This window comes from Azospirillum melinis (genome assembly GCF_013340935.1).
In the GTDB taxonomy this organism is placed as follows: domain Bacteria; phylum Pseudomonadota; class Alphaproteobacteria; order Azospirillales; family Azospirillaceae; genus Azospirillum; species Azospirillum melinis.
Map to the genome: position 1 here is coordinate 1 of NZ_WHOS01000043.1, position 17,957 is coordinate 17,957.

Sequence of the window (17,957 nt, forward strand, 5' to 3'; positions counted from 1 at the left end):
GGGACGGCCAGAGGGCGTGACGAGACAGACCCCCCCCCCCGGACGCGGAGCCGGCCCCGCCGCCCGGACCGGCAGGCGGCGACGGCGGCGGCCAGATCTCGCAGGCCGACATCGACGCCCTGTTCGCGTGACCGGCCATGGCGCAAGACGGCAAATCCCGCATCCGCCTGACCCAGGACCAGCTCGACCGGGTGTGCGAGCGTCATGTCCGATTCGCCGAAGGGCGTCCGAACGGCGCCCGCGCCAATCTACCCTTCTTCGACCTGTCCGGCCTGTCGCTGGCCGGCCGCAACCTGACGGGCGCCCATCTGGCCGGCGCCATCCTGCGCGACGCGGACCTGCGCGGCACCGTGCTGGACCATGCCGACCTGTATGGCGCCGACCTGCGCGGGGCCGACCTGTCGGAGGCGCGGCTGTTCCGCACCGACATGCGCGGCGCCAACGTGCGCGGCGCCAAGCTCGACGGCGCCACCATGGTGGAGGTCGACCTGCGCGACGGCAGCATGGTCAACCGCAACAGCGCCGGCGAACTGAAGGTGGTGGGCTTCGACCCCGGCCCCGCCGACATGGCGTCGGCCCGCCTGACCAACGCCGACATGGCGCGGGCCAAGCTGTCGGGCAGTTTCGCCCAGGCGGCGGACTTCACCAACACCCGGCTGTCCGGCGCCCGGCTGGACCGCACCGACCTGCGCGGGGCCAACTTCTCCGGTGCCGATCTGCGCGGGGCCGACCTCAACGGCTCCGACCTGCGCGGCGCCATCCTGGAGGGGGCGAGCCTGGACGCCGGCGGTCTGGAACAGGCGATCCGCACCGACGAGCAGGCCGTCGCTGCCCGGCAGGCGCCGCTCCAGGCCGCGGCGGCGGAGCCCGAACCGGAGAAAACCGTCGCCGCCGAACTGCCCGCCCTGCCGGTGGACCAGCTGGACAGCATGCTGCGCCAGCACATGATCTGGCTGGGCACCAGCGGCAAGCAGGGCTGTCAGCTCGACCTGACCGGGCTGAACCTGGAAGGGGCGGACCTGACGGGCAAGATCCTGACGCTGGCCAAGGGCAGCGGCGCCCGGCTGCGCCACGCCCGGCTGAACGGCGCCCAACTCCAGGCCGCCCAATTCGACGGCGCCGATCTGCGGTCCGCCGATCTCAGCCGCGCCGACCTGCGCGGGGTGAAGCTGGACCGCGCCATCCTGATCGACAGCCGGCTGGACGGCGCCAACCTGGGCTTGCTGCTGGTCAGCGCCGGGGCCAAGGTGATGCGCGCATCGCTGGTGCGGGCGCGGCTGGCCGGCGCCTCGCTGGCCCAGACCAACCTGAAGGGCAGCGACCTGACCCTGGCCGACCTGACCGGCTGCGACCGCTCGTCGGCGGTGCTGGAGGGCGCCATCCTGGAAGGAACGCGGCTGAGCGGAGCCTGAGCCGGTCTCGGGTTTTCTTTCGCGAAGCCGTTGATTGCTTTCAAATTTCCGTCACGATCCATGCCGGAGATTGCCGCCGGGTGCCCTGGAAGGAACAGGTTCTTTGGTGGCAAAACACCTTCCACCGTTCGGAAAAACGATTGTGTCGTAACGGCTTAGCACCGCGGGTGGGGCTTGACGCCTTATTCGCCCGGTGGCACGCTGCTGTCCAAGCGCGGCGCAACCCGACCATAATGTGCCCGCATCGAATGGGGGAACGTCAACGGTCATGACCAAGTCGGAACTGATCCAACGGCTGGCGGAGCGGAACCCGCACCTGTACCAGCGCGACATCGAAAAGATCGTCGGCACCATCTTCGACGAGATCACCGAGGCGCTGGCGCGGGGCGACCGGGTGGAGCTGCGCGGCTTCGGCGCCTTCTCCATCAAGAAGCGGGACGCGCGCACGGGTCGCAACCCCCGGACCGGGGAATCGGTTGACGTCGGCGAGAAATGCATTCCTTTCTTCAAGACCGGCAAGCAGCTTCGCGAGCGTCTGAACACGGAGTGAGCGCCGGCCCGGCCATGTCCCAGCGCCGTATTCCGGCCGTATCACTCTCAAGGAACCTTAGCCTTGCGCCATCTTTCCTGGATCGTCACCATTCCCGTGGCCCTCGTCGCGATCCTGTTCGCGATCTCCAACCGCGGTATCGTGACCCTGTCGCTGTGGCCGCTGCCCTTCACGCTCGAAACGCCAGTGTATCTGGCCACGCTGATCGCCCTGGTGGTGGGCTTCCTGGCCGGCGGCTTCATTGTCTGGAACAGCCAGCGCCGCCATCGCCGCCGCGCCCGCCGCGAGGGCAACCGCGTGCTGTATCTGGAGCGTGAACTGAAGGAGGCACAGGCCCGCGCCGCCGCAGCCGAGAAGCGTCTGGCCGAAAGCACCCGTCCGGTTTCCGGCCCGGTTTCCGGAACGTTGCCCGGTTCCACCCTGCCGGTCGCGGCCGCCCAGGGCAGCGCGCCGACCGTTCACTGAGCGTCATTGGGGCCAAGGCCATAGGTTAGCATTAGCAGTTCCGGTGTTCCGCTCTCTTCCATCGGGGCGGAACGCCATGCCGGCCGGCCGGCGGGAGGGGGTTCCATGCGCACCGTCAGCGGCGCCGAGCTTCGATCCGTTCTGCATCACCGTATGCTGGTCGAACGCCTGCGGCAGACCTTCCGCGCCGGCGTGGAATCCCCGCCGGCCCACCGCCATCGGGTCGAGACCTATGGCGCCAGCGACGCCGCACTGCTGCTCGCCCCCGCCTGGCAGGTCAATCAGGCGATCGGGCTGCGCATCGATACCGTCTTTCCAGACAATGCCGGCAGCGACCTGCCGCGGACACAGGGCGTCTACCTGCTGGTCGATGGCAAGACCGGCGTGCCCCAGGTTCTGATGGACTCCTCCGCCACGCTCGGCCGGCGCAGCGGTGCCGCATCCTCCGCGCTCGCCGCCTCCTATCTGGCACGGCCGGACGCCGACAGGATGCTGATGGTCGGCACCGGTCCGCTGGCCCTGGAACTGGTGGAGGCACACACGGCCGTGAGGCCGCTCCGCCATGTGCTGGTCTGGGGACGCGATCCCCAGAAGGCCCGCAAGCTTGCCACCCGTTTCCACCGGCCGAAATTCCGCATCGAGGCGACCGCCGACCTCGAAGGGGCGGTGCGTGGCGCCGACATCGTTGTCTGCGCCACCGCATCGCGCAGCCCGCTGATCCGCGGCGACTGGCTGCAACCGGGCCAGCATCTGGACCTGCTGGGCGGCGTGACCCCAGAGATGCGGGAGGTCGATGACGAGTGCATCCGCCGCGCGCGCGTCTTCGTCGATTGCCGCGACCGCACGCCGACCGAGGCTGGCGACATTGCGCAGCCGGTGGCCTCCGGCGTGCTGACCGCCGACGACATCGCCGGCGACCTGTTCGAACTTGGCCGCGGCGAACGTGCCGGCCGGCGTTTCTACGACCAGATCACCCTATTCAAGTCGGTGGGCACCGCCCTGGCCGACCTGTGCGCCGCCCGGCTGGCGACGGAGATGGTGCTGCACAATGATTCGATCCGTTGAAGCCGTTCGATCTTTGAATCGCTTCGGCTTTTGAATCGCTTCGGCCACCGGACCGGTCTTGTCGGAACCAAGCGTAACCTTGAGTCTACGAAAGATAAGGTTACTGGCAGATAACCCTGCGCTACTATTCCACGATTCTGCCCACCCGCCCGACAACCTATATGGCGATCCACATCGAAGGGAAAGGAACGGCCGATTGAATGGCCCCGCCCTCCCCCCGCTTTCCGACGAGTCCACCGGTTCCGAACGCATTGCTGCGGACGGCACGCTGCCTTTCCGCAAGCCGAGGCTGGAGGCCGCCATCGGCTGGCTGGCCGCCTGCGGCTTCCTGTTCCTCGCCGTGGTCACCGTGGTCGTCGGGGTGCAGTCGCGCGAGCGGGCTATCGATGGGGCGCAGGAACGCGCACGGGCGGCCGTCCGTGTCCTGGCTGAACATGCCGCCCGCCTGTTCGATGCCGCCGACCTGCTGGTGGAATACGCCGCCCAGGAAAGCGCCGGCCGGCCCTGGACCGAGGTCGCGGGGTCGCGCGTCCTGTGGGACAAGCTGAACGCCCAGCGCGCCCGGCTGCCCTTCCTGGACGCCATCTGGCTGAACGATGCGACGGGACTGCTGCGGCTGACGACGGCAGCCTTCCCGGCTCCCTATTCCGATGCGTCCGACCGCGAGATCTTCCTGTTCCATCAGCGCAACGCGCAGCAGGGCCGCCTGGTCGACCAGCCCCATGTCGGCCCCCGCATCATCGGCCGGGTGACCAACAAGGCCACCTTCCTGCTCAGCCGCCGGTTGTCCGAACCGGATGGCGGCTTCCGCGGCATCGCCTCGGTCACCATCGATCCGTCCTACCTGTCCGGTTTCTACAAGGAGTTGGACCTCCCGCACGAGCCGGTGACCATCCTGGTGCGGGCCGGCAGCCTCGATGTGCTGGTGCGCGAGCCCGACAGCTCCGCCGAGCCCGCCCCGCTGTCAGACACCGCCCGCCGGGCAATCGAGGCCGAGCCGGACGGCGGCATCGCCCGCGACTCCGCCACCATCGTCGCCCACCGCCGGGTCGACAGTTGGCCCGTCCATGTGGTCGTCCGACTGGATCTGGCACCGATTCTGGCGTCCTGGCAGCGGTTGATCGCCCCCTATGCCGGGTTGGCGGCGGCGGCGGCCATGGCGCTGGCCGCCCTGTCCGTCTTCGGCTTCCGGCAGGCCGGTGCCGCCCGGCAGGTTCGGCGCGAGCTGGAGCGGCGGGTGCGCGACCGCACCGCCTCGCTGGAGCGGACCATCGGTGAGCGCGACGCGGTGCTGGCGCAGAAGGATTTGCTGATGCGCGAGGCCAACCACCGCATCAAGAACAGCCTGCAGGTGGTATCCAGCCTGCTGAGCCTTCAGGGGCAGGCGGTCGGCGATGCGCAGTTGAGCGAGCATCTGCTGGAAGCCGGACGCCGCGTCCAGGCCATCGCCGACATCCACCGCCTGCTCTACCGCGTGGACGACGTCCATTTCATCCCCTTCCACGATTATCTGACCGAGCTGTGCCGGGAACTGGAGCGCTCCGCCCGCTCCGAAGGCGGCAACTGGCGGCTGGAACTGGTGGTGGAGCCGGTGGAGGTGCCGACCGACCATGCGGTGCAGCTGGGCCTGCTTGCCAACGAACTGGTGATGAACGCCATCAAGCATGCCTACCGGCCGCTTGCCTCCACCATGGTCGGCGTGGCAGCGGGATCGCAGGCCGGCACTCCTGACCGAGCCCCGGAAGACACGAACGTCATCGTCGTCGGGCTGCGGCGGGACGGTGAGACCTTGCAGATGATCGTCGGCGACCGCGGTGTCGGCCTCCCGCCCGATTTCGACTGGCGCCGCAGCCGCAGCCTGGGCATGCGGCTGATCCACACCCTGTCCAAACAGCTGGACGCCATCCTGTCGATTGAGAACACCGATCCCGGCGTGCGCTTCACGATCAGCCTGCCTCACCGCTTCACCGTTGGTGGCAGCCCGGACTAGGATGTCCCACCGGGGAAGAGTCCGAACTTCGCAACTTCCGAACAACCACCCGTCATACGGGAGTATGATAACGTCTCATTCTCGTATTTTGCTTGCGCTGGCGAGGTTTCCTTCGGAGGATCGTTGTCGCGGCGCTGGCCGCAGGTGGTCCTACCGCAGATGGTCCTGACGGATCCATGTTTGCGCTAACGGCCTCCTGCGAGCCGGACCGGACACTCCGCCAACGGCTTGCCAGGGACGATGACCGTGACCGTCTCCGCCTCTTCCATGGACGCCGCCCCCCGCCTGCGGGCGCCGTCCAACCGGCTTCTGCTCGGCGCCGGCTTCATGCTGCTGTCGGCACTGCTGTTCGGAATCGGCAACACGGCGGTGCGGTGGGCCTCGACGGTGATGGATCCGCTTGAGGTCGTGTTCTTCCGCAACCTGTTCAGCCTGCTGTGGATGCTGCCCTGGGCGTTGACGGCCGGCGCGCCGGCTTGCCGGGCGGTTCTGGCGGAGCGGCGGCTCGGACCTTATGTGACGCGGGCGCTGACCACGCTCTGCGCCATGAGCGCCTGGTTCTACGCCATCTCCCAAATCCCGCTGCCCACCGCGACGGCGGTCAGCTTCGCCATCCCGCTGTTCGTGGCGGCGGGAGCGGCAGTGCTCCTGGGCGAACGGGTGCGGCCACGGCGCTGGGCTGCGGTCTGCGCCGGTCTGATCGGCGTGATCATCGTGCTGAGGCCGGGAGCGGCGCCGATCGATCTGGCCTTTCTGGCCCTGTTCATCCATTGCGTCGCCGCGGCCGGCACCGTCCTGCAGATGCGGCTGCTCAGCCGGAAGGACAGCTCTCCGGTGATCGTCACCTTCCTCGGCCTGCTGGTTACCCCTATGGCCTTGGTGCCGGCGCTGTTCGTCTGGACTTGGCCGAGCTTGAGCACGCTGGGCTGGCTGGCGTTGCTGGGCGGCATCCTGACACTGGGGCAGTTGGCGATGACGAAGGCGCTGTCGCTGGCCGAATCCTCGGCGATGATGCCCTACGACTATGCCCGGCTGCCCTTCACCGCCATCGTCGCCTGGATCGTCTTCGGTCAGACCATGGACCTGTGGGGCTGGGTGGGTGCCCTGGTGATCGCCGGCTCCGCCCTTTACACCATGCACCGCGACGCGGCGGACGGCCGCAAGATGGCGCAGTCGAAGCCCGACTAACCGGCGCTTTCCGTTTCTCCGCTCTTTTCGGCGCGCAGGGCCTCCTTCGCCCGCAGCCAATGGCCCGGGGTCAGGTTGGTGCGCACGGTCTGCACGGCGGCTGCCAGCACCGCTGCGTCATCGGTGAAGCCGGCGATCAGCAGCCAGTCCGGCACCGCATCCACCGGCAGCACGAAATAGGCCAGCGCCGCCAGCAGGATCGCCTTGGCCCGGTAGGGGGTCGCCGGATCGGTCGCGCAGAAATAGGCGGCCAGCAGTTCCTCCAGAAAGGGAACGCGATGCAGGTTGGCCCGCAGCTTCTGCCAGAAGCGGCGGCGGACCAGCCGTTCGTCACGCTCGACCCGGTCAGGAGCGGAAACCGTCAGTGCGGTGCCGGTGCCAAGGGAAGAAGAGACGGACGATGCGGTCATGGACGCAAGAATCCCTTTTGGAATTGGCCCTTTTCGAGATGGCGGAGGGCATCGTCGTCGGCATGATGCCTCAGACCATACGGTGTGGTATGGTTCGGCGGCCATCTGGTAAACAACAAGTGCGATCGCATCCTGTTGGACACAAGGCCGGCGCCATGCGCGGACCGGTCGCAATTAAGGAGGAGATGCCATGAACATCCAGGGACTGTCCGCAATCGTCACCGGCGGCGCCTCGGGCATGGGAGCGGCGACGGCACGCCATCTGGCCGGGCTCGGCGCCAGGGTGACCGTTCTGGACGTCAACGAGGACGCGGTGCTGAAGACCGCGCATGAGATCGGCGGGCTGGGTCTGGTCTGCGACGTGACCGACGGCGCTTCGGCCGAGCGGGCGCTTGATCAGGCGCGCTCGGCCCATGGGCCGGCCCGCATCGCAGTGAACTGCGCCGGCATCGCGCCCGCCCAGCGCATCGTCGGCCGCGATGGTCCGATGCCGCTGGAGAATTTCCGGTCGGTGATCGAGGTCAACCTGATCGGCAGCTTCAACATCCTTCGGCTGGCCGCAGCCGACATGGCCAAGCTGGACCCGTTGGACAGCGGCGAGCGCGGCGTGATCGTCAACACCGCCTCGGTCGCCGCCTATGAGGGGCAGATCGGGCAGGCCGCCTATGCCGCGTCGAAGGGCGGCATCGTCGCCCTGACCATCTGCGCCGCCCGCGATCTCGCCCGCCACGGCATCCGCGTGATGACGGTGGCCCCCGGCCTGATCGGCACGCCGATGCTGCTGAACATGCCGCAGGAGGTTCAGGACAGCCTCACCGCCACCGTCCCCTTCCCCAAGCGCTTCGGCAAGCCAGAGGAGTATGCCCGCCTCGTGCAGCATATCCTGGAGAACGAGATGCTGAACGGCGACGTCATCCGCCTGGACGGCGCCATCCGCATGGCGCCGCAGTAAGAACATCGCATCGGTCAGGGACGGCTCCCCCCGCCGGGGTCGGGGCCGCTCCTGCAACCGTCGATATGGTGCCTTCGGATGAGGCGATGCCTTCAGACTTCCGCCATGGCGGCTTCGTCGGCGCGTTCCGCCTCGCCCAGCAGGTCGATCAGCAGGGTGGTGCATTGCTGAAGCCGCTGGTCGGCGGTGGCGGTCGCCATGTCGCGGCCGGTCATCTCCTGCCATTCCTGCAGCATCAGCGCCAGATGTTTCCGGACGTGGTCATCCCGATCCAGTCGCCGCGTCGCCATGTCGCCTCCCCTTTTTTCCAATCCGTCAGAACCGAAGCCCGAATTCGATGGCCGCGCCCGGTGGCGCGTCCTACCCTTTGTGTGGCCTCTAATTGGGTAGTCATCCAGCCAATCAACAGTCGCAGCCCAAGATGGTCACAGCCGGCATGCATTGCCCTTCCGGGCTTGCCCCGATGGCAACGAGGGAATGTCCTGTTGGAAAAAGCTGGCCCTGTTGGAAAGCTTGGCCTGCACCGACCATTTCACGGCCATTGGGTCCGTCCTGCGGCTCCATCGACTGGACCCGGACTGGCAATTGCCCGTAAGAAAGCAGTTCGACGACCACAGGAAAGGCAACCGCTTCATGACCGATGCAACGGTGCGTGCCAAACTGCTGGGCCTGCCCGGCAGCCTGCGCAGCAATTCCAACTCGCTGGCCATCCTGCGCGGACTGCAGGACGCCCTGCCGGCCGGCGTCAGCATGGACATCCGCGACCTGCGCCTGCCGCTCTACGATCAGGACATCGACACGCCCGACGCCCCGGCGGAGGTGCATTCCTTTCGTCAGGCCATTGCCGACGCCGACGGCGTCGTCATCGTCACGCCGGAATACAATTACGGCATGCCGGGCGTGCTGAAGAACGCGTTGGACTGGGCCTCGCGCCCCTACGGCAAGTCGGCATTGATCGGCAAGCCGGTGCTGGTGATTTCCAACTCTCCCGCCTTCACCGGCGGCGTGCGGGCGCACCAGCAGGTGAACGACACGCTGCTGGCGCTTCCGGCCAAGCTGCTGGCCGGTCCGCAGGTCGTCGTCGGCAGCGTCGGCGAGAAGATCAAGGACGGCAAGCTGGCCGACGAGGCGGTGCTGAAATTCGCACTGAGCGCCATCGACAGGCTGAGCGCGGCGAAGTAGCGCCCAAATGAAAAGGGCCGGCCCCTTGCGGAGCCGGCCCTTTTCATTGTTCAGGTCCTGCGGACGCTATCAGTCGCGCAGGTTGCCGCAGGCGCGCTGGATGCGCTTGCACGCCTCTTCCAGCGCTTCCGTCGAGGTCGCGTAGGAGATGCGGAAGTGCGGGGCGAGGCCGAAGGCCGAACCCTGGACGACGGCAACGCCTTCGGACTCCAGCAGGTAAGTGACGAAATCCTCGTCGGTCTCGATCACCTTGCCGTCCGGGGTCGTCTTGCCGATGGTGCCGGCGCAGGACGGATAGACGTAGAAGGCGCCTTCCGGCTTCGGGCAGCTCAGGCCGGTGGCCTGGTTCAGCATCGACACCACCAGGTCGCGGCGCTCGCGGAACACCTCCGCACGCTCCTTGATGAAGTCCTGCGGACCGTTCAGCGCCTCGACGGCGGCGGCCTGGGCGATGGAGGTCGGGTTAGAGGTCGACTGGCTCTGGATCACGCCGATGGCCTTGATCAGTTCCTTCGGGCCGCCGGCATAGCCGATGCGCCAGCCGGTCATCGCGTAGGACTTCGACACGCCGTTGACGGTCAGGGTGCGGTCGTACAGCGACGGCTCGACCTGGGCCGGAGTGACGAACTCCAGGCCGTCATACAGCAGATGCTCGTACATGTCGTCGGTCATCACCCAGACATGCGGGTGCTTGACCAGCACGTCGGTCAGCGCCTTCATCTCGGCGCGGGTGTAGGCCGCACCCGACGGGTTCGACGGAGAGTTCAGGATCAGCCACTTGGTCTTCGGCGTGATCGCCTTCTCCAGTTCGGCGGGCTGCAGCTTGAAGCCCTGCTCGGCCGGGCAGGAGACGAAGACCGGCGTGCCTTCCGCCAGTTCGACCATGTCCGGATAGCTGACCCAGTAAGGCGCCGGGATGATGACCTCGTCGCCCTGGTTCAGCGTCGCCATCAGGGCGTTGTACAGCACCTGCTTGCCGCCGACGCCGACGGTGATCTGCTCGGGCGTGTACTTCAGGCCGTTCTCGCGCTCGAACTTGGCGCAGATCGCCTTCTTCAGAGCGGGCGTGCCGTCCACCGCGGTGTATTTGGTGTCACCGGACTCGATCGCCTTGATGGCGGCGGCCTTGATGTTGTCGGGGGTATCGAAATCCGGCTCGCCGGCACCCAGGCCGATGACGTCGCGACCGGCCGCTTTCAGTTCGCGGGCTTTGTTGGTCACGGCGATGGTCGGCGACGGCTTGATGCGGGACAGGCGGGACGCGATGATCGACATGGCGATGGGCCCCCTCAGGGCTATGGAGACGGTGTGGCGGAGACGTCGTTGGGACGCCTGCCCCTCCGGGTGGAAGGCGCGAGGCCGGACCTTACTTCCGCTCTACCCCGGTTGCAAGGCCGGTCGGCCGGTGAAAGCCGTGCGGTTCGGCGGTTTTTCCGCCCTGTGGCTGTGCTGTACCGGATCGCGTCCGCGCGTATTCCCGCCCCTCCACGGGACGAACCCGCAGCAGTGGCAAATTCCACCCTCTATCCTTCGCAGCATTATTTCTTACAGCACAAATGAACGCCATGACGGCACTGGACCGTCATGCCCGCTTCACTTGACAGCTTCGGCGTTGCGGTGTGTAAGGTCTGGTGTTGGGGACAAAATTCAACGAAGGGATGAGAACCGTGTTTTCCCGTATCGTGCTTGCGGCGTCGGCCGCGCTGATGCTGACCGGCGGCGTTGCTCTGGCCCAGGACGTGATCCAGACCCGCAAGGCCGGGTTCGAGGACTACAAGAAGGCGATGGGCGAGATCAAGGATGCGGTGGGCAAGGGCGACCTCGCGGCCATCGGTCCGGTCACCGATCGCATCGACGCCTTCGCCGCCAGGATCCCCAGCCTGTTCCCGCCCGGCTCCGACAAGGGCAAGACGGCGGCCAAGGAAGTGATCTGGGCCAACTTCCCCGATTTCACCGCCAAGGCGCAGGGCCTCCAGGCCTCCGCCCAAGCCCTGAAGGTTGCCACCGCTTCCGGCGACAAGGCCGCGACGGCCAAGGCGTTCGGCGCGATGGCCGACAGCTGCAAGGCCTGCCACCAGCGCTACCGTTCCGAATAAGCGGCGCTCCCGACGGAAAAGCCCTTCCCCACCGCCGTGGGGGAGGGCTTTTTCTTTGTCTGAGGCTTCCTTCGGGATAGGCCTTACTTGAAGACGGGTTGCGGCGTGGCCGGCGTGCTGGCCGGCATCAGCGGGTAGTCGACGCGCGGCTGCTGGCCGGTCAAGGCGGTCAGGAAGGCGGTGATCTTGTCGATCTCCTGGTCGGACAGGGTGGCGCCGAGCTGACTCGACCCCATCACCGCGACCGCCTGGCGCAGGTCCCACACCTTGCCGGAATGGAAATAGGGGGCGGTCAGCGCGACGTTGCGCAGGGTGGGCGCGCGGAAGACATACTCGTCGTCGGCGGTCTTTGTGACGGCGAAGCGGCCCTTGTCGCCCGGCGGCAGGATCTCCGCCCCCGGCTTGGTCACGACACCGAAGGGGAAATAGTCGTGGCCGCCGACATTGACGCCGTTGTGGCAGCCGGAACAGCCCTTGTCGATGAACAGCTCAAGTCCGGCCTTCTGCGTGTCGGTCAGCGCGTCGGCCTTGCCCTCCAGATACTGGTCGAACGGAGCGGCGGGGGTGGTCAGCGTCGCTTCGAACGCCTCGATGGCCATGGCGACATTGTCGAAGCTGACCGGATTCTTCTCGTTCGGAAAGGCGTCGGCGAATTTGGCCTGATAGGCGGGAATGCTGTTCAGCACCGCCATCACGCGGTCGGGCGTGCTGTTCATCTCCACACCGGCCTGGATCGGCCCCTTGGCCTGGGCCTTCAGGTCTTCGGCACGGCCGTCCCAGAACTGGGCGACGTTCAGCACGGCATTCAGCACCGTCGGCGCATTGCGCGGCCCCTTCTGCCAGCCATGACCGACCGAGGTTTCCAGCCCGTCGACGCCGCCGAGCCCCAGATTGTGGCAGCTGTTGCAGGAGAAGATGCCGCTGGCCGACAGGCGCGGATCGAAGAAAAGCATCTTGCCCAGCTCGATCTTCTCACGGGTGACCGCGTTGTTGCGGACCACGGGCAGTGTGGCGGGCAGCGGCTTGAACAGCTCGCGCGCGCGGCCCATCAGGGCGTCGCCGCCCGCAGCCGGCGGATCGGCGGCCGGCGCGCTACCGGCGCTGACGGCAAGGATGCCCAAGGCGGTGGCGGCGACCAGAAGGCCTTTCAGTCCGGTGGTCGGTCGGTGTCCGGTGTGTGCGTGCATGACTGGCGGTCCCCCGGCCGGCCGACATCCCCACCGCAACCTGAAGCTTCATCCAGGCAAAGGTTGATCGATCCGGGAAATCGGGCCGGCATCATTGGTTTCGTGGCGTTTTGTGCGGATCAATCTGGAGTCATTCTAGACTGGAAGGCATCGAACCCCAGACGGCGCATTGTCGCACACAACCAACGGCATATATCGCAGCGTCCAGCCCGGTAGGACCGGTCGGCGGCTTCAGCCGGCGGCGCGCAGCATCAGGAAAACCAGTCCGGCGGACGCCGCCAGGACCGCCAGCGCCAGCGCCGCCGGGGCACGGCGTGGCTCCGTCGCCGCCAGCCGCGTCGGCAGGAGCTTGCGGCCGGTGAGCATGGGACGGATCAGATTGTCCTTCCTGACCAGCAGATAGAAGAACACCGCGGCCACATGCAGCCCGATCAGCACAAAGATCCCGTTGGCGAGCAGCCGGTGCAGCGAACTGAGAAGCGCCACCGTGGCGCCGGACACCAGCGGCACCAGCGGACCGTCGACCAGGATGTCGTCGCTGGTGAACAGACCGCTGCCCGCCTGGACCAGCAGCACCAGCAGAAGCGCCACCACCATCAGCGCGCCCAGCGGGTTGTGGCCCAGGGTGAAGGCGGCCTCTCCACCCGCGCGGGAGCGCTTCAAATAGTCGCGGATCGCACCCGGTCCCTTCACGAATTCGGCGAAGCGGGCGGTCTGGCTGCCCACCACGCCCCAGACCAGCCGAAACAGCACGAAGATCAGAACTGTTTCACCTGCCAACATATGAACGGCAAGCACACCAAGCTCGGCCGACAGAATCGCGACTGCCACCGCGGCGACAAGCGCCCAATGAAACAGGCGGGTCGGCAGGTCCCAGACCCGCAGCTCCCGCCGATGTTTCTCCCGAGTCGCGGTATGACCACTTGCCATCGCTCGATCCTCGCAGTGTTCGGCCATGTTTTCGGCCCCCGTCATCTGCGGCAAATGGACGGATTCTTTATCCTGATCCTGAAAACGCCGCGGTCCCGTGGTGGCAAAGGTCGGTGAACGTGTCAACAGGCTTGAAGCACCGCCCGGACGACGGATATGAGAATGCGACGCATCAGCCGGCCTGCCGGCGCAAAGACAGCCATAACTCCCCAATCACCCCGGTTATAAGGACCCCGCCATGCCCGACAAACAGCTCCTCCACCTCGTGTTCGGCGGCGAACTCGTGCGTCCGGACTCGGACCAGTTCGTCGATCCGTCGAAGTTGCACATCGTCGGCATCTTCCCGAGCTATGAGGACGCCTACAAGGCATGGCGCGGTGCCACCGGCCAGACCATCGACGACGCCCACACCCGCTACTACATCGTCCATCTGCACCGCTTCCTCGACCCGGCGGCGGGCGATCACAAGCACTGAGTTGGGAGCCGGCGGCGCGCCCAACGGAGGAGCCCAACTGCGGGAACCGCCGACGGCGCGCCGGCGTTGACCGGTCGATGACCGTATACTTCACCAGCGACACCCATTTCGGCCATGGCGGCGCCCGCGGCCGTTTCCGCCGCCCCTTCGAATCCACCGCGGAGATGGACGCGGCGATGGAGGCGAACTGGAACGCCACCGTCGGCCCCGGCGACGAGGTCTGGCACCTCGGCGACTTCGCCCTGCACATGAAGCCCGACGCCATGGCTGCCCTGCTCGGCCGGCTGAACGGCACCAAGCATCTGATCGCCGGCAACAACGACGGCCCGGAAACGCTGGCGCTGCCCGGCTGGGCCAGCGTCGGGCATTACGCCGAACTGACGCTGGATGGCATCGACCTGGTGATGTGCCATTATGCCTTCCGCACCTGGAACGGCATGCACCGCAAGGCGCTGAACCTGCACGGCCACAGCCATGGCCAGTTGAAGCCGCAGCCCCGGCAGATCGACGTCGGCGTCGATGTCTGGAATTTCCGCCCGGTCACCCTGTCCGAACTGACGGTCCCCCGTCTGCGACGCAAGGCGGTGCCGGTGTCAGGCAGCCCCTAACGCCGCCGTCTGCCGCAGACGCTCCGTCAGCAGACGGCAGGCGGCGTCGGCCGGCACCGGGCGGCCGGTCAGCCAGCCCTGGACCTGGGTACAGTTGTGGTGGCGCAGGAAGTTGGCCTGCTCGGTCTTCTCCACCCCTTCGGCAACCACATGCAGGCCCAGCATGTCGGCCATGGCGATGATGGTGGAGACGATGCCGGCGTCCTCGCGCTCGTTCGGCACGCCGTTGATGAAGGAGCGGTCGATCTTCAGCGTGGTGATCGGCAACCGCTTCAGATAGCTCAAGGACGAATGGCCGGTGCCGAAATCGTCCACCGCGACCCGGATCCCCATCGCCTTCAGCGCCGCCAGCACCGCCAGCGCATGATCGAGATCCTGCATCACCGCGCCTTCGGTGATTTCCAGCTCGATCAGGCCGGGAGGCAGGCCGTGGCGGTCGATGATGCGGCGGAAATCCTCGGCGCTGCGATTGCGCAGATGCTTGGGCGAGATGTTGACGGCGACCGGCACCGGCTCCATTCCGGCATCGAGCCATTCGCGCATCTGGCGGCAGGCCTCGTCCAGCACCCAGTCGCCGAGCGGAACGATGAAGCCGGTCTCCTCGGCCACCGGGATGAACTCGCCGGGCGGAATCATAGTTCCCTGAGCTTGCCCCTGCCCCGGCTTCTCCCAGCGCAGCAGCGCCTCGAACCCCTCCAGCGAGAAATCGATCAGCGAAACCTTGGGCTGGTAATTCAGGCGGAACTGCTTCAGCGCCAACGCCGCCCGCAGATCGCCGTCCAGCGCCAGCTGACGGCGCGCCTGTTCGGCGAGTTCCGGGCGGAAGAAGGCGTGGCGGCGTCCCCCCATCCGCTTGGCGGCATAGAGCGCCGTCTCGGCCGCGCGCAGAAGCGCCTGCGGGTCGTCGCCGTCCTTGTGTCCCCCGGCGGCGCCGACCCCGGCGAGATCGGTCGGGTAGACGGCGATGCCGACCGCCGGCCGGACGTAATGCTCGCAGCCCGGCAGGGTGACTGGCGCGTCGAAGGCGTCCAGGATGCGCCCGGCAATCGCCGCCGCCTCGTCGGCATCGCGGATTTCCTCAAGCAGCACGGCGAAATCGTCGGTTCCGATGCGGCCGACCAGATCGGCGGCCCGCACCGAGGCGACGATCCGTTGCGCAACCTCCTGCAACAGCGCATCGCCGGCCTGATGGCCCAGCGTGTCGGTGATCAGCTTGAAGCGGGACAGGTCCAGGCACAGCACGGCAAAGGGGCGCCGGTAACGGCGGCTGCGCTCCACCGCCGCTTCCAGCAGCGATTCGATCATCGCTCGGTTGGGCAGGCCGGTCAGCCGGTCACGGGTGGCCAGCCGCATCAGTTCGCGTTCGTGACGCACCCGCTCGGTCACGTCGGCCAGCGCGCAGACGAAGCCGCGCCGCCCCTGCACCACCAGCGGCGAGACGCTGAGCGAGGCATCGATCCGCTCGCCGCTTCCAGCACGTTCGATCCCCAGCGCCTCCTCCCGAACCGGCTCGGGCACGCCGGTGTCGGCAGCCATTCCGGCCAGCAGCGCATCGATCCGCGCCCGGTCGGAGGGGGTGAACAGCCTGGACAGCGGCCGGCCGCGCAGTTCCCCGGCAGGCACGCCGAACAGGGCAACGGCGGCAGGGTTATGTTCCTCGATGAGGCCGCGGCCATCGACCAGCAGGATCGCCTCGCCGACATTGTTCATGATGCCGGCCAGCCGCTCGTCCCGTTCGATCAGGGCGATAGCGGCGCGGCGGAAGAACTCCATGGCGCGGGCCATCGCACCGAATTCGTCGCGGCGCTCGCGGCCGGGAATGTCGATGTCGGTCCGCCCCTCCGTCAACAGGCGCATGCGGTCCGACAGCGCTTCCAGCGGCCCGACCACATGCTGCGACAAAAACAGCGATCCCGGCCAGCTCAGCACCAGCAACGCCGCCAGGAACAGCAGGAAGCCCGACGCCTCGATCAGGAAATCGCGGTCGAGGTCACCGATGTCGCCGGCGGCGGCGATGGCCCAGCCCCAGGCTTCGAAGCGCCCCTCCGCCGTCACCGCGCGGTCGATGGCCGGCCAGTTCGGCGGGACGACGCCGTCCGTGAAAAGTTTGACATGAAAGGGTTTGGCCGACAGGGCCAGCAGGGCCGTCCGCGCCCGGGCGCGCGCCTCGTCGCCGGAGATCGCACCCGATGCCGCCGACCGTTCCAGATCCTGCAGAAGCAGCCCGGCGGACCCCACCAGGGCGGCGGCAAGCTGGCCCCGCTCGGCGATCATGCCCTGCCGCAGCAGGTAGAGCGCGGGGATCGCAGCCATCAGGCAGCCGATCAGGCCGATCCAGGTCAGCCAGCGGATCTTGCGGCGCAGCGTCATCGGGCTTGGCGTCGCTCTCTGGTCCGTTCGATAAACGGACGGTTAGTCATGTGAAAGGGAAGGTGACGACTTCGTTTCAGTCGTGCAACGCAATTTTTCTTCGCACGCGCAAGATAGGTCTGTCCAACCCATACGAAGGTTGCATGCTGCGACGCTTTGTCTCTGCTCCGCCTTCCGGTCCCCCCTGCCACTCCCCCGCCGGACAGCGAGCGGCGGGGGAGAACGGCCGGCACCGCTTCACCTCACCCCTGGCCGGGATAAAGGCGCTGGAAGCCTTCGGTAACGCGGGCAATCACCGCAGGATCGCGATCCCGCCAATAGCGCGGGTCGCGCATCAGGGTGCGCAATTCCCCTTCGCCCTCGCCGCTGCCCGCGCGGTTGCCGGCCATCGAGAGCGCCGCGGGCTCGCTGCCGGTCATCATCGCATAGAGCGCCATGACACCTTCGTAGGTGGTCGCCAGCCCTTCCACCGCGGCCGGCGGCAGGGTCTTGCCGGCCCAGGCGAGCAGCTGCCGCGACACCTCGCGCCAGCGCTCCTCTCCGCCAAACCGGGAGACCAGCCGCTCGACCTCGCGCTCCGCCTGGAATTCGGCGGCCATGGTCTGGATCAGCGGCACCATCCGCTCGGCGGCGAGATCATAGAGAAGCTGGGCCTGATCCGCGGTGTAGCCGGCTTCGTGCAGGCGACCGTTGATTTCCGGGTCGGGCTGGAACAGGCCATGATCGCAGGCGATGCTGTAACCGTCCGGCGTCTCCGGCGCTCCCAGCAGTTGGCGGCGCTGTGCCGGGTCGAGCGCGGCCAAATCGAAGCTGGCCAAATCAAAGCTGGCCGGATCGAAGGGAGCGGCCTGCGGAGCCGACTCGGACCCGGTGTCCGGCGGTGCCTGCCGGGACTGGCCCTGCGACGACAGGCGGCGCTCCAGCTCCAGATAGGATTTCAGCAGGGCTTCGACCCGCAGGGCGCCAGTCTTGGGATCGCGGAATTTCTCCGGAACCGGCAGCGGCGGCATCGTGTCGGCGGGAGCGGCGGATTCGGTCAGCAGAGTGTCGGCTATCATCAACTCCTGCAAGGAAGGG

At 67.4% G+C, this 17,957-nt stretch carries 18 protein-coding genes; 11 read left to right on the forward strand and 7 right to left on the reverse strand.

The features are described from left to right. The first annotated feature begins 137 nt into the window (after positions 1-137). The 6 genes from GBZ48_RS25330 (at position 138) to GBZ48_RS25355 (ending at position 6,670) form a co-directional block, all read left to right on the forward strand. The gene (locus GBZ48_RS25330) at positions 138-1,412 is read left to right on the forward strand and encodes a pentapeptide repeat-containing protein (RefSeq protein ID WP_174473552.1); all 1,275 of its coding nucleotides are present in this window, start codon (positions 138-140) and stop codon (positions 1,410-1,412) included. Between the two features lie 268 nt (positions 1,413-1,680). Continuing rightward, positions 1,681-1,962 carry an integration host factor subunit beta gene (gene ihfB, locus GBZ48_RS25335; RefSeq protein WP_085090428.1) on the forward strand — a complete coding sequence of 94 codons (282 nt, stop codon included), beginning with the start codon at positions 1,681-1,683 and terminating at the stop codon, positions 1,960-1,962. Between the two features lie 63 nt (positions 1,963-2,025). Further along, a complete protein-coding gene (locus GBZ48_RS25340; protein ID WP_174473553.1) occupies positions 2,026-2,427 on the forward strand; it encodes a lipopolysaccharide assembly protein LapA domain-containing protein in 402 nt (133 codons plus the stop codon). Positions 2,428-2,532: 105 nt separating this feature from the next. Beyond that, positions 2,533-3,492: a bifunctional Delta(1)-pyrroline-2-carboxylate/Delta(1)-piperideine-2-carboxylate reductase gene (lhpI, locus tag GBZ48_RS25345; RefSeq protein WP_174473554.1), complete on the forward strand. Its 960-nt coding sequence runs from the start codon at positions 2,533-2,535 to the stop codon at positions 3,490-3,492. A gap of 196 nt (positions 3,493-3,688) precedes the next feature. Then, complete coding sequence (locus GBZ48_RS25350) at positions 3,689-5,482, forward strand: sensor histidine kinase (protein ID WP_174473555.1); 1,794 nt, start codon at positions 3,689-3,691, stop codon at positions 5,480-5,482. Positions 5,483-5,728: 246 nt separating this feature from the next. Continuing rightward, complete coding sequence (locus tag GBZ48_RS25355) at positions 5,729-6,670, forward strand: DMT family transporter (protein WP_343049663.1); 942 nt, start codon at positions 5,729-5,731, stop codon at positions 6,668-6,670. Here the strand turns inward: GBZ48_RS25355 and GBZ48_RS25360 are convergent. Beyond that, on the reverse strand, positions 6,667-7,080 hold the full coding sequence (locus tag GBZ48_RS25360; RefSeq protein ID WP_174473556.1) for a YkvA family protein: 414 nt from the start codon (positions 7,078-7,080) through the stop codon (positions 6,667-6,669). The two genes, GBZ48_RS25355 and GBZ48_RS25360, sit on opposite strands and share 4 nt — an antisense overlap. A gap of 190 nt (positions 7,081-7,270) precedes the next feature. Here GBZ48_RS25360 and GBZ48_RS25365 point away from each other — a divergent pair, with 190 nt between their 5' ends. Then, positions 7,271-8,032 carry an SDR family NAD(P)-dependent oxidoreductase gene (locus tag GBZ48_RS25365; RefSeq protein ID WP_174473557.1) on the forward strand — a complete coding sequence of 254 codons (762 nt, stop codon included), beginning with the start codon at positions 7,271-7,273 and terminating at the stop codon, positions 8,030-8,032. Positions 8,033-8,124: 92 nt separating this feature from the next. Here the strand turns inward: GBZ48_RS25365 and GBZ48_RS25370 are convergent, their stop codons facing one another. Then, positions 8,125-8,322, reverse strand: coding sequence for a hypothetical protein (locus GBZ48_RS25370; protein WP_174473558.1), 198 nt, complete (start codon positions 8,320-8,322; stop codon positions 8,125-8,127). 343 nt (positions 8,323-8,665) lie between these two features. Between GBZ48_RS25370 and GBZ48_RS25375 the strand changes: the two genes are divergently transcribed. Next, a complete protein-coding gene (locus tag GBZ48_RS25375; RefSeq protein WP_174473559.1) occupies positions 8,666-9,214 on the forward strand; it encodes an NADPH-dependent FMN reductase in 549 nt (182 codons plus the stop codon). Positions 9,215-9,283: 69 nt separating this feature from the next. On the opposite strand, the gene GBZ48_RS25380 is transcribed toward GBZ48_RS25375, so the two are convergent. Beyond that, a complete protein-coding gene (locus tag GBZ48_RS25380; protein ID WP_174473560.1) occupies positions 9,284-10,489 on the reverse strand; it encodes an aspartate transaminase in 1,206 nt (401 codons plus the stop codon). Positions 10,490-10,872: 383 nt separating this feature from the next. Here GBZ48_RS25380 and GBZ48_RS25385 point away from each other — a divergent pair, with 383 nt between their 5' ends. Next, positions 10,873-11,310, forward strand: a complete 438-nt coding sequence (locus tag GBZ48_RS25385) for a c-type cytochrome (protein ID WP_174473561.1) — start codon at positions 10,873-10,875, stop codon at positions 11,308-11,310. A gap of 83 nt (positions 11,311-11,393) precedes the next feature. Here the strand turns inward: GBZ48_RS25385 and GBZ48_RS25390 are convergent, their stop codons facing one another. Then, positions 11,394-12,497 carry a cytochrome-c peroxidase gene (locus tag GBZ48_RS25390; protein WP_174473562.1) on the reverse strand — a complete coding sequence of 368 codons (1,104 nt, stop codon included), beginning with the start codon at positions 12,495-12,497 and terminating at the stop codon, positions 11,394-11,396. Positions 12,498-12,728: 231 nt separating this feature from the next. Next, positions 12,729-13,427 carry a cytochrome b/b6 domain-containing protein gene (locus GBZ48_RS25395; protein WP_174473563.1) on the reverse strand — a complete coding sequence of 233 codons (699 nt, stop codon included), beginning with the start codon at positions 13,425-13,427 and terminating at the stop codon, positions 12,729-12,731. Between the two features lie 238 nt (positions 13,428-13,665). Here GBZ48_RS25395 and GBZ48_RS25400 point away from each other — a divergent pair, with 238 nt between their 5' ends. Together GBZ48_RS25400 and GBZ48_RS25405 are read left to right on the forward strand one after the other, a co-directional pair. After that, positions 13,666-13,902, forward strand: a complete 237-nt coding sequence (locus GBZ48_RS25400; protein ID WP_098738845.1) for a DUF4170 domain-containing protein — start codon at positions 13,666-13,668, stop codon at positions 13,900-13,902. Positions 13,903-13,979: 77 nt separating this feature from the next. Continuing rightward, the gene (locus tag GBZ48_RS25405) at positions 13,980-14,510 is read left to right on the forward strand and encodes a metallophosphoesterase family protein (RefSeq protein ID WP_174473564.1); all 531 of its coding nucleotides are present in this window, start codon (positions 13,980-13,982) and stop codon (positions 14,508-14,510) included. Here the strand turns inward: GBZ48_RS25405 and GBZ48_RS25410 are convergent. Further along, positions 14,496-16,880 (reverse strand): putative bifunctional diguanylate cyclase/phosphodiesterase, encoded by a 2,385-nt coding sequence (locus GBZ48_RS25410; protein WP_174473565.1) that lies wholly within the window; start codon positions 16,878-16,880, stop codon positions 14,496-14,498. The two genes, GBZ48_RS25405 and GBZ48_RS25410, sit on opposite strands and share 15 nt — an antisense overlap. 242 nt (positions 16,881-17,122) lie before the next feature. Beyond that, complete coding sequence (locus GBZ48_RS25415; RefSeq protein WP_211105891.1) at positions 17,123-17,938, reverse strand: capsid assembly protein; 816 nt, start codon at positions 17,936-17,938, stop codon at positions 17,123-17,125. Positions 17,939-17,957: the final 19 nt, after the last annotated feature.